Genomic DNA, 13,437 nt, shown 5'->3' with positions numbered 1-13,437 from the left:
TGCGGCATTTATTCCTGAAAATTAAATCATACCGTAACTCTATTATATACCTGCCATAAAAAATAAAAAAGAAAAACATACGAAAAAGATCAGAAAACTGAAAAAATACCAAAAATTTTGAAAAATTTTGGTATTTTTTGACTAAAACACTGCTTATTTTTCAAAATGCTTTAAGAATCAGCGACCTTCAACAGCTAATAACCGCTGTGTTTGTTCATTAACTGGCATTTTTTCTAATTCCTTATCAATTCGATAAATTCGAGCATCTAAATTATCTAAAAATGATAAAATTTCAGCTTCTAATAAATGCGGTTCAACTGGTGACCCATATTCTAAACGGCCATGACTAGCTAAAATCATATGTTCTAATAAAATAATTTTTTTAGAACTTAAATTATTAATTTTAGCGAGATGGTTTAATTCATTCGCCATAATTGAAATATGACCCAGTAATTTTCCCTCTAATGAAAAATCATTAGTTGCCCCACTTGTAATTTCAATAACTTTTCCTAAATCATGTAAGATAACCCCACAATATAAAAGTTCAGCATCAATTAACCGGTCAGAATATACATTGGCAACATTTTTAGCCATTTTTAACATTGTTAAACTGTGTCAAATTAATCCCGACTTAATTTCATGATGGTTGCGAACTGCTGCTGGTCAAATTTTAAATTGTTCACCATATTTTGTTAAAATTAAAGTCATAATTTCACGATATTCTACTGTCTGCATTGCTTGCACTGTAGTAATAATTTCATCATACATTACATCAGGTGAAAGTGGTGCTACTTCAATAAAATCTTCTAAATTAATACTATCATTATCAATAATGTCATAAGTATTAATTTTTGCTTGTAATACTTTTCGATATTCAATAATATTAATATTTACTTTATAACAATTACCTTTAATTCAACAGTCAATATCAGCAGGACGAGCATCTCATAGACGAGCTTCAATTGTTCCGGTACGATCTTTTAATGTTATTGACAAATAAGTGCTCCCGTTAGAAGCAGTTCCTTGTGTTACTTTATCAGCAATTACCACTAATTCAACATTATTGGTCTCTTTTGTTAAGTCTTTAATATTCATTGTCTTTTTTCCTTTCTAAAAATAAAAAAGTACGTAATGAAGAAAAACATCACTTTTTTGTTTTATAATAATAATCCTGGATTTGATAATAAATATGCAACATAATGAACAAATTTACTTGCTTCAGTAACATCAACCACCGCTTCATTATAACCAAGTGTAATTACCATAATATCACGAATTGTAATATCATTTTTTTCAACAACAACTGGTTTTTTAAAAATAATTCCCATAGCAATACCAGCAACATTGTCAGCTGGAATGGTAAAAGTACCTCGTGTAATTCCATATTCACCATAATTCACAATTGAAAATGATGCGTCTTGATAATCTTTGTCCGTTAATTTATCATTAATAGTTTGCTCAATTAATTTTGTTGACTTCACTGCAATTTCTTTAATTGATTCATTTTTTAAATCATACAAAACCGGCATTTTAACCCCTGCATCAAGGTCAACACTAAAAGCAATATTATAAAATCATTTTAATAAGAGTGCATGTTCTTTATTAATAAATGCTGCATTTAAAATTGGGAATTTTTTTAAACCCTCATAAACTGCTTTAATATAAAATGGTAATAATGTTAATTCAAGTCCATTTGATGAATATGCTTCTCGCATAATTGACAATAAACTAACTAATTCACTAACATCAACCTCAACATCAATAAAACTATGGGCAATGTTCTTTCTACTCTCCATAATTTCTTTTGCCCGGGTAATTGCCTGATGATTTAATTTAACTTGATCAGCTTGTAATTTTTGATCGCTATGATCAGGAGCAACCTTTTCTTTAATATGTTCTGATGCTTCAGAATGTACACTTGAATGTTCTACTGAATGTGGTTTTGGTTCATCAGGAATCGAAACAGATTCCCTATGACTACTATGGGCCTTTGCATGATGATCAGAATGATGGGTTTTGACCTCTTCATCATGTTTTATTTCTTTATGATGACCAGTAGCCTCTGAATGAACTCCTGAATGTGGTTTTGAATGCGTTGTTGGTTTTGAATTGAAAACATCGTTTTTTAAAATTTCAGAAGAGTCAGAATGCGAGACCGGATGGGTTCTTGGATGAACAGAATGTGTTTTTACTTCTTCTCCAGGTAAAGCAGATACATCATGACTACTATGGGGTTTTGCATGCGAACCAGAATGATGGACTTTTACTTCTTCATCATGTTTCACTTCTTTATGATGACCAGTAGCCTCCGAATGAACTCCTGAATGTGGTTTTGACTCCGTCGGATGGGCAACAGTTTCGCGATGATGAGGATGTGATTTTAAATGTCCTGGATGTTCAACATGCGTTACATGTTCATCATTATGCGGTTTTGCTATCGTTTCATTAATTTCATTTAAAACATCAGGTGCTAACTTTGAATTGGGATTCATTCCATCAATATTTGAAGCAGATAAAGCAATATCTTCTCCTAATTCTTCTAATGTTAAATCCTCACTAAAATAAATTGTTTCAGGATTATCATCAGATAAAACCAATTCTTTTTCATTACTTTCTTGATTTAACTCATGTTGAATGTCCGTATACATACGATGAATCATTGTATTTGATATTTCATCATAGTTTTTTGTTCTTTCAGTCATTTCTGCTGACAATGCTAAATCTTGTTCTAAATGAGTAATGTCTTCGATAATTTCTTCTTGAATGTTAATTGTTTCTAAATCATCTTTAACTGTTGCTAAATTATCTTTTAATTGTCCAAGATCCTTTTGCAAGGTTTCAATATTATTTTCATTTGGAATATTCTCAATGACATTTTCAACCTTGTCTTTTAAAAGAAATGACGTTGTACTGACATTATCCTGAAACAAATTTTGCGACACTTGTTGTGATGATGATACTTCGGGCTTTAATTCAACCGTAGGTTCAAACTCACTTTTAAGATTCTCACCGGCAACTTCACGCGCTAATAATGTTTCAATTAATTCTTCCCGAAAAATTTCAGTTTCTGATTTTTTAATATCACCTGGTGGATTATTATTTGCATTATATCTGGATGCACCACTAAAAGAACTAGTATTATAAATTTGACTAGTTTCATATTTTTGTTCATTAAGAGTGGGCTCTAGTGGTACTATTTCTAATAAAATATCGCCACTATTAATAACTTTATTTTCATAAGCAATAAGATTTTGTACTTCACCATCTTCTGATGTTTTTATTTCATATACTTTATTTTGGGTGATGACATTAGCAATTTTATCTCCTACTTGAACTTTTTGTTGGTTTTTAACAAAAAGTTTATCTATAATACCTTTACGATTATCATCAGCTTCAAATATAATCTTTGCCATTTAGTACCCCCTATTTTCTAAATATATCTTAGCACACTTTTAAGCATTTAAATAATTAGTTTCTAATTCTTGATACATTGCCTCCATTTTTGCTTTCGCTTGGTTATTTGACTTATCAACACAGACAAAGTAAAACTTAATCTTTGGTTCTGTTCCGCTTGCCCGAACAGCAAATCAACTACCATCTTCAAAATAAAACTTTAATAAATCTTGTCCTGGCATACCATATAACCCTTTTAGATAATCTTCCTTTTTAATACATTTGATGCCATTCAAACTAAGAATTTCTTCTTGACGCAATTTTTGTAACATATTGTTAATAATTGTTTTCCCATCAACACTATCACGAACTAAGTTAACAGTATTACAATAAAAATATCCAAATTTATCGTATTGTTCAACCAAGACATCAAGTAGTGTTTTTCCTTGTTGGTGGTAATATCAACAAGCTTCAGCTATCACCAACGATGATTGAATTCCATCTTTATCACGGGTAATATCTTTTAAAACATAACCATATGCTTCTTCAAATCCGAATAAAAATTGAATTCCATTGGCATCTGTTTTACTCATTTGATCACCAATTCATTTAAAACCAGTTAATGTTTTAATCACTTTAACACCATAACTTTCAGCAACTTTATCTGATAAATTACCCGTTACAAAAGTATTATATAGTACACCATTTGTTGGTAATGTTTTGCTTTTTTGATAATGGGAAAACAAATATTCAATTAAAACCGGTGCAGTTTCATTACCTGTCATTAAATAGTATCCTTTATCTGCGGTTTTAACACCAATTCCCAATCGATCAGCATCTGGATCATTCAAGATAATAATATCCGCATCAACCTTTTTCGCATATTTTAAGGCTAACTCATAACATTCCGTTAATTCTGGATTTGGATTAGGCGCAAAAGTGAAATTAGGATCATTGGCAAATTGTTCCTCAACAATAATAACTTCATACTCACATTCTTGCAAAATCCGTGGTGTTCAATCTTTACTCGTCCCATGCAAATTTGAAAAAACAATTTTAATATTACGTCGTTGATTTGGATAAAACTGCATTGCTTTGACATCAGTAACATAATCCTCTTCAATTGTTGTAGGAACATAAGTAATTAAATTTGGATCTGGTTTCAACATTAAATTAAAAACCTCTTCCTTAATTTTTAAATAATTTGCTCCAATAATATCCGTTGCCACTGGCAAAAACTGACAACCATTATGATCATAAATCTTATAACCATTATACTCACGCGAATTATGACTAGCTGTAATAATAACTCCTGCCACCGCATTTATTTTACGAATAGTATATGAAACAATTGGCGTTGGTCGTAAATCATTATTTTCAAATAAAATTGCTTTAATATTATTAGTAGCAAAAATATCAGCAACTTCTTGTGCAAACTCCGTTGAGAAATGACGATTATCATGGCCAATTACAACACCCTTTGTTTTTAAATCTGCTTCTGAATAAATTTTCTTTAAATATTGTATAAACGCTAATGTGGCTCTTCTAATTGTATATAAATTCATTTTTCCTGTTCCAGGGCCAAGTAATCCCCGTAATCCAGCCGTTCCAAATTCCAAATCGTTAGAAAAAGCAGCAATTAATTCGGACTCAGACATTTGTTGAAATTCAGCTGCTAAGGTTGGATCTAAATTTTTAGCATTTTTTCATAACTTTAAATTATCTAAATATGACATATTAATTCTCCTTTAAAATTCACCTTTTTAACAATTTTATTTTATAATATTTATAACAAATTACTAGTAAATCAGTCCTTATTTTCAATAATATTATTAATAAAAAATAATCTTCATAAAGAAGATTATTTTAAATTGGTAATTCAAAGTCATAGATTTTTCCTTCAATAATATAAATTAAAGTTTCTGCAATGTTAATAATATGCGTTCCTGCTCGTTCAATTGAACGTAACTGTTGCATTGTTAATGTAATAACTTTAATTTCTTCTTTAGTTTTTGCTTCTCGAATTTTTTCAATTAATGCATCATTTTCAATTTTATAAATTTTATCTAATTCAGTATCATATTTTAAAATATTATAAGCTGATTCAATTCGTTCTTCTTCAAAAATATTTGATACTTGCGTTAGCATTTCAATAACCTTAGCAACTAATTTTTTTAAAAAATTAATTAATTTAGTTGATGGTTTATATTTAATATAGTAGCGACAAATACTTTTTGCATAGTCAGCAATCCGTTCAACTTCCTTAACAATTAAGATAAAACCAACTGCTCGTCGTAAATCTTTTGCTACCATTTGTTGTTTTGCAATTTTTCATAATGAAACTTCGATAAAAGCTTCTTGCATTTTATTAATTGTTTCATCAGATGAAATCACATTTTTCCCAAGTTCAATATCATTTTCTTCAAGGCATTTAACCATATCATCATATTGATTTTTTGTCATTGCAATCATATCAATAATCATTTGTTTTGTTTGGGCTAGATCATTTTCAATTTTAATGCTCATCATTTCCCTCCTTTTAATCATTATTCAAAACGACCAGTAATATAATCTTCAGTTTTTTTATTAGCCGGACGTGAAAAAATAATCTTAGTTTTATTATATTCAATTAATTTCCCTTTTGCAAAAAAAGCAGTATAATCAGCAACTCGGGCTGCTTGTTGCATATGGTGCGTTACTAAAATAATTGTAAAATCTTTTTTCAACTGAGTAATTAATTCTTCAATCTTTGATGTTGAAATTGGATCTAACGCACTTGTTGGTTCATCCATTAATAAAATTTTTGGTTTCATTGCAATAGCACGAGCAATACACAATCGTTGTTGTTGTCCCCCCGATAAAGCAAAAGCAGAATCTTTTAAATTATCTTTTACTTCATCTCACAATGCTGCTCGTTTTAAACTTTCAACAACAATACTATTAATCAGTTTTCGATCGCGAATTCCTTGGTTTCGTGGTCCATAAGCAACATTATCATAAATTGACATTGGAAATGGTGAAGGTTTCTGAAAAACCATTCCAATATCAGTTCGTAATTTAACAATATCTGTTTCAGGACTATAAATATTTTTCCCATTAATTAGAATTTCACCTTTAACAACCGATTTGGGTTCAACATCATTCATCCGGTTAAATAGTCGTAATAATGTTGATTTCCCAGACCCTGATGATCCAATAAAAGAAGTTACCGTATTTTCTTTAATTTTCATTGAAATGTTAAAAAGGGCCTGTTTATTTCCTTTATAGAAAAAATCAACATTTTTTACTTCAATTAAATCTGGATTATTATCTGATGAATCAAATGTTGGATTATTAATAATTACTTTCGGATCCATTATTGTTCTCCCTTCTTATCATCTTTGTCTTTTTTTGCTGCTTGTTTTTTCTTAGGGACAAATTTCTTTCAAAAATTATTAACGTTCTCTTTTTGATGGAGATAGTTTTCCCTTGAAAAGAAAAATTTCAAACTATTAATTCGCATTTTTCACTTCTGCTTAAATCCAATTTTAACATAATTTGGAGCAAATTTTTTCCCTAAAATATGAGCAAAACTATTTGATAATCAAATTAACACCATAATTGCAAAAGCTAATTCAAACATAATTCGCATCGCATCAGCAGTTGCTCCTTCTTTGGATAACATTAAAATTTGAGTTGTCATACTTGCTCCTGGCGACATAAACCCTGCAATTGGCAAGCGGACAGCCGTTCCTAATGTTAAATAAACTGGTGCTGATTCCCCAATTACTCGCCCAATTGCCAAAATAATTGCTGTTACAATTCCTGGCATTGCATTTGGCAAAACAACTTTTAAGGTTGTTGCTGTTTTATTTGCGCCTAGCGCTAACGAAGCATTTCGCATTGAATTTTCAACGCCCGCTAAAGCTTCTTCAATACTACGAATCATAATTGGTAGAATAACAATTGTTAAAGTTAATCCTGATGCTAAAACCGATAACGGCAACCGACAAACACCAATAAAAAATGCTAATCCAAATGTTCCATAAATAATACTTGGTGTTGATGATAAAACATCAATTGCAAAGCGTACTGCTTTAGCAAAAACACTACTTTGACGAGCATATTCATTTAAATAGATGGCAACCATTAAACCTAACGGCACAGCAAATATCATTGAACAGATAACTAATAACAAAGTAACAAGAAAGGTTGAAAGAATCCCAGCACTACCATCAAATGTTGATGTAGAAATTAAGTCTCGCCAAACCATTCCAAATAGTCCTTTTCAGATAATAGTAATTAAAATAATTAAGGTGAAGGATACAACAATTACTGTTGATGAGATTAAAAAGAACATTCCTAAACCATCTTTAAATTTTTTAATTCCTCGTGTTTTTTCAATTCGTTCATAAAATAATTTATTAATTTTATTACCATTATATGATTTGCTTAAACGCAAACTTTTTGTTGTTTTACGAGTATGATAATTTCGTTTACGTTTATTAAACGCTTGTGATGAAATAATGAAAATATTAATAATACAAACAATGATGAACAAAACTAACCCAATAGCATATAAAGCTGACTCATGCATTGGCCCAGAATTTTCTAACATTTCTAACCCAATAGTTGAAGCTAATGTTGCAATTGATGAAAAAATAAAATTAAGAAAACCATTCCCAACTTTTAATCCATCAGGTGCATTTCCAGCAATCATCATAACAGCCATTGTTTCTCCAATAATTCGTGCAACCCCCATCATAATGGCTGTAATAATTTTAAACCATGCTGATCGTAACACAATTCGATAAGTAGTATGGGTTTTACTTAATCCTAATGCCAATGACCCAAAACGATATGAATCAGGAACATTTTCTAACGCATTTATTGATAAAGAAATCATAATTGGTAAACCCATAAATGCTAATGTAATTGATGTCACCAACAAGTTTGATGTTGATGGTGCTCCCATTAACATAAATAATGGTCCCAAAATAGCCAAGGCAAATAACCCGAAAACAACCGAAGGAATTCCTGCCAGTAATTGAATAATTCCTATTACACGGCGTTTAAGGGTTGGACTTAAATATTCTGAAATATATAACGAAGAAAAAATTGTTAACGGAATTGCAAAAAGTAAAGCAATTAACAAAACAAAGAAAGTTGCAATAATAATTCGTCAAATTCCAAATTGATTATTATTAGCATTTCATGTTTGACCCGATAAAAATCCTCAAAAACCACCAGGATAATGCTGGAAGAAATAAATTGATTTATAAATAATAAAGCCAACTAAAGTTAATAAAATTAAAATTGTTAAAATCGCAAAACTATAAATAATAATTTTAGACCCAAAATCAATCAGCTGTTTTCGGCCACGAAAATTATTGGCAAAACGAATGCGTAACATACGCATTTTTTCCCGCATTGGTTTTTTATCTGCTGTGATAACTTCTTTAACATCTTTATTTGCCATCGTTAGTTCTCCAATCCGTTATATTCATAACCAGGATACGCCTGATATGTACCAGGGAATTTTTGTAAAATAGTATCTCAAATACTACTATAGTTTGTTTTAAAATTCCAAGGTACTTTTTCATCAGGTGTTGTTTTCCCGCTTTTTGCAAATTCTGTATTATTATTATATTTTCGAAAGAAAATATCATCAAATGTTAACGGTTCTTCTCCCTCTTCAATATATCAATATGCTGCATCATGAGCACTTAATTTAAAATTTGGGTCATAATACGGATTAACTTGCCCATTACGCAAATATTTTTTTGTTTTTGCATATGGCAACGGATCTAACATTCAAGCAATAAAAGCTAATGCTCGGTCAAATTGCGACCCACGATAATTAATAATTCCGGTAAATGGTCGCGTTAAAGAATACGCCGGATTAAATTCTAAGTTTTCATCAACAATTTTATATGGTAATTCAGGTACGGTTGTATTTTTTCCAATTACACTAGCAATTGATTGTGTTCCAAGACGGTTATCAGCAATAATTGTTTTAAGATAGGAAAATGAAATAAAACCAATCGATCCTGGTGTAGTTGAAACGGCTTGATACATTGCTCCGTTTGAAGCCGCAACTTGATTTGTATCATAGTTTTTGGTTTGGATTACTGCTGACTCAAAGAAATCTCTTGTTCCACTTCCTGCTTCTCGTGTTAAAGTATAAAACTTATTGCTGCCACTACTACAAGCTAATTGTGAACCAAAAGCTTGTTGTCAAGTGAAGTTAGGGTCAGTATAAATTCGACGAATTAATTCTGTTCCTTCTCCGCCATAAAAACTTTTAAATTGTAATGAGTGTTGCTTAGGATCAATTTGACAACCAGTTGGTAAATGATAAAACAATACAATATAATCACGGGCAAATACAAAACGAGATATTTGATAGTCTTCTCATAATTGTTGTGCATTAGCATGATTATCGCCTTGGGTTGGCGTTGAATTAACATCTTTTGATAAAAAGCCAAAAGCATAAGCCTCACCTTTAACCCCAACTAAGGCAGCTGCACTTCCTAATGAATTATATAAAATGTCTGTTTTTTTATCACGTTTATATTGTTCAGTAATATTTGCCATCACTTGTGCAACAGAGGTACTTCCCCCCGCAACAATAACGTTACTCGCAGAAGCAACTGTTCAAATAACAATTGATATTACTAACACTAAAACAAAACCAATTAAAGTAATCATTTTATGGTTGCTAATCTCTCCTACTAAAGTTTTAAAGAAATTCTTCTTTTCTTTCTTTTTTGAAACAGCTTTAGTAGATTCGTTTGGCTTCATCCGTTAAGTTTCCTCCTGCTGTGATATATCTTAAACTCTGCTCATTTGTTTACATTAATTGTATCAAAAAAAATAAAAAATCATAAAATATCTTATGCTTTTTTATTTTCAAAATCTTTAATCATTTCCTCTGCTTGTTGCAATTTAATTCCTACAATCTTAGTTACCCCTTTTTGTTGCATTGTTGCACCATATAACACATCACAATTTTCCATTGTTCCAACTCGATGAGTAACAACAATAAACTGTGTTGTTTCAACAAACGTACGAATATATTTAGCAAAACGTTCAACATTTGCTGGATCCAATGGTGCTTCTGCTTCATCTAAAATAACTAATGGAATTGGACGGACTTTTAAAATCGCAAATAAAACTGACAATGCAACTAATGATTTTTCACCACCAGATAATAAATTTAAATTAGTAATATTTTTCCCGGGTGGTGATACTTTAATATCAACACCAGTCTCTAATAAATTTTCTGGTTCAGTATAAATAATTTTTGCCGACCCACCACCAAATAAAACTTCAAAGGTTGATGGTAAATTCTTATTAACTTCTTTAATTGTTTTGTCAAATTGTTCTTCCATAATAGCATCCATTTCATCAATTGACTTTAATAAATTTTTAACAGAAGCATATAAATCATTATACTCATTATTCATAAACTGAAAACGTTCATATTCTTCCTTATATTCATCAATTGCTTCTAAATTAACACTACCAATTTGAGTTAAATCACTTCGTAATTGTTTAATTTCGTCCCGAATTAAGTCTTCGTTATCAATTACTTTTAATTCCAATGTTTTGGCATGATCATATGTCATCTGATATTCTTCTGTTAAGTGTGTTAAATTTTGTTGAATTTTAACATTAATAATTGATAAATCAGTATTAATTTTACTAATTTGTTCTTGTAACGCGGAAACATAATAACGTTTTTCTGAAATATAATTATTCAATTCATTAATGTTAAATGATTGTTTATCTTTTAAACTACGTGCAACATTTAATTGTTGTTCTAATTTTGTTTTTAAAAGTTCTTTTTGTTGAATTTTATCAACAATATTCAAAATTTCTTGATTTTCTTCTAATTTTGTTTCATCAATATTTTTTGCTGTCAACAAATGATATTCACTTTGTAATTTCATCTGATCATGTTTAATAATTTCAATTTGCCGTTTTGCTGCCCCAATTGAAGCTTGGCTTTCAGCAATAATTTCATTAACTTCATCCAATTGATGACGAATTGTACTTAATTGTTGGATGATTCCTTGTTGTTCATCACCTTTAAGTGCTAATTTCCCGTTAATCTCATTAAGTTCTTTTTCCGGATTCACGATTGTCATTTTGGCACGGCGCGACCCACCCGAAACAGCACCTTGGGGGCGAATTACTTCGCCATCTAAAGTAACAATATTGTAACGATATTTTGTTAATTTTCCAACTTCTTGAGCACTATCAAAATCATTGCAAATAATATAACGACTTAATAAATAATCAATCGCAATACGATATTCCTTGCTAGTTTTAACTAAATTATTTCCAAGTCCCAAATATCCCGGTACTGACTTAATCACAAATTCTTCATCACCGCTAAGATAACGTGGTGAAATAACATCCAATGGGATAAAAGTTGCTCGTCCAGCACGATTTTGTTTTAAATATAAAATTGCTCGTTTCGCACTATCAACATTTTTAACTAAAATGTCTTGCAACCGTCCCGTTAAAGCTGTTACAATTGCTTGTTCATATTTGTCATCAACATTAATTACTTCTTGTACTAATCCAATAATACCTGGCAAAACATTTTTATTATTAATAATATTTTTAACCCCTTCATGTAAATTATCTTGATTTTCAAATTTATGTTGTGCTCGTTCTAAATCGCTCTCTAAACGCACAATTGTTTTATTAATTGATCCTAAATCTTCATTTAATTTAGCTTGGGCTGCATTAAAATCATTTCGCTTAGTGCGATATTCAAGTTGTTGTTTTTCCAAAATCTCTAATTTTTCTTGTTCATTTTGTAGATTAAAAGTTAATTCATTATAATCACTAAGCATATTAGTAATTGTAATATCGTTATTTGACATTTTTAAAGCAACTTCTTTATTATCTAATTCAATTTTATGTACTTTTAAGTCACTAATTTCTGAAACCAAACTCTGAAATTCTTTACTTAAGACACTAATTTTTGTATCTAAGTTAAAATTTTCTTTATTTAATTCATTATATTCAATTTCGTTATTTTTTAATTCACGATCAGCTTCTTGTCTGGTACTTGTGATTGTTTTTTGTTGTTCACGTAATTCAAGTAATTTATCATTAAAAAAAGTAATATCTTTAACTAAAACTGCTAATTCAATTTCATTCAATTTGTCTTTTAAAGCAGTATATTTTAAAGCTTTTTCGCTTTGTCGTTTCAAACTTGGCAACTTTCGTTCAATTTCATTTAAAATATCTTTTAAACGAGCCAAATTTTCATTTGAACGTTCTAATTTTTTTAATGACTCTAATTTGCGTCGTTTATATTTTGCAACTCCTGCCGCTTCTTCAAACAAAGCACGCCGCTCTAATGGTTTTGCTTCTGCAAAACCATTAATATTTCCTTGCGAAATGATAGCTAATGATGATTTTGTTAAACCACTATCCATCGCAAAATCTTGAATATCTTTTAAGCGCACACGTTGTTTGTTAATAAAATATTCATTTTCTCCTGTCCCTCGAAAAACACGACGAATAATTTCAATTTCATCATAATCCATTGCAAAAATCCGTTTTGTATTATCAAAAGTTAATTTCACTTCTGCCATATTTAAAGCTGATTTTGTCTCAGAACCATTAAAGATAACATCTTCACTATTATTTCCGCGAAGTGATTTAATTGATTGTTCACCTAAACATCAACGAATTGCATCATTAATATTTGATTTTCCACTCCCATTAGGACCAACAATTCCAATCATTTCATGATCAAAATTAACAGTTAATGGGTCAGCAAATGACTTAAATCCAAAAGCCTCCAGTTTTTTCAAAAATAACACTGATTTTCACTTCCTTAAAATTCAACCTAATAACAAACCGAATTATTCCTTATTAATTATTCTACAAAAGTTAACTATTTGCAACTAAATTTTTTAAAATCATTTATAAAAAATAAAATTATGGAAATAATTTTTACAATAAAAAAAGATAAAACAATTTTTTTGCACGTTATTAAGCATATAATGAAGCCGGTTATAAAATAAGTGAGGATTA

At 30.1% G+C, this 13,437-nt stretch carries 8 protein-coding genes; all 8 read right to left on the bottom strand.

Annotation, left to right across the window (positions count from 1 at the left end; genetic code table 4):
* Nucleotides 1-153: 153 nt before the first annotated feature.
* The gene (locus S100390_RS01365; RefSeq protein WP_070406514.1) at nt 154-1,095 is read right to left on the bottom strand and encodes a 3'-5' exoribonuclease YhaM family protein; all 942 of its coding nucleotides are present in this window, start codon (nt 1,093-1,095) and stop codon (nt 154-156) included.
* Nucleotides 1,096-1,157: 62 nt separating this feature from the next.
* Entirely contained in the window at nt 1,158-3,413 is a 2,256-nt protein-coding gene (locus S100390_RS05515) for a 2-oxo acid dehydrogenase subunit E2 (RefSeq protein ID WP_070406513.1), read from the bottom strand.
* A 39-nt stretch (nt 3,414-3,452) separates the two neighbouring features.
* Nucleotides 3,453-5,129, bottom strand: a complete 1,677-nt coding sequence (locus tag S100390_RS01355; protein ID WP_070406512.1) for a phospho-sugar mutase — start codon at nt 5,127-5,129, stop codon at nt 3,453-3,455.
* 130 nt (nt 5,130-5,259) lie between these two features.
* The gene (phoU, locus tag S100390_RS01350; protein ID WP_070406511.1) at nt 5,260-5,919 is read right to left on the bottom strand and encodes a phosphate signaling complex protein PhoU; all 660 of its coding nucleotides are present in this window, start codon (nt 5,917-5,919) and stop codon (nt 5,260-5,262) included.
* Between the two features lie 20 nt (nt 5,920-5,939).
* Entirely contained in the window at nt 5,940-6,749 is an 810-nt protein-coding gene (pstB, locus tag S100390_RS01345) for a phosphate ABC transporter ATP-binding protein PstB (protein WP_070406510.1), read from the bottom strand.
* Entirely contained in the window at nt 6,749-8,851 is a 2,103-nt protein-coding gene (gene pstA / locus S100390_RS01340) for a phosphate ABC transporter permease PstA (RefSeq protein WP_083258384.1), read from the bottom strand. Before pstA ends, pstB begins: the two co-directional genes overlap by 1 nt.
* A gap of 2 nt (nt 8,852-8,853) precedes the next feature.
* Nucleotides 8,854-10,176, bottom strand: coding sequence for a phosphate ABC transporter substrate-binding protein (ptsS, locus tag S100390_RS01335; RefSeq protein ID WP_070406509.1), 1,323 nt, complete (start codon nt 10,174-10,176; stop codon nt 8,854-8,856).
* A gap of 92 nt (nt 10,177-10,268) precedes the next feature.
* Nucleotides 10,269-13,223, bottom strand: a complete 2,955-nt coding sequence (locus S100390_RS01330; protein WP_070406508.1) for a chromosome segregation protein SMC — start codon at nt 13,221-13,223, stop codon at nt 10,269-10,271.
* Nucleotides 13,224-13,437 lie beyond the last annotated feature (214 nt).

The sequence above is a fragment of the Spiroplasma sp. NBRC 100390 genome (assembly GCF_001886495.1).
Lineage (GTDB): Bacteria > Bacillota_I > Bacilli_A > Mycoplasmatales > Mycoplasmataceae > Spiroplasma.
The sequence above is the reverse complement of the archived record's forward strand: the minus strand, read 5'-3'. Positions and strand labels throughout refer to the sequence as shown.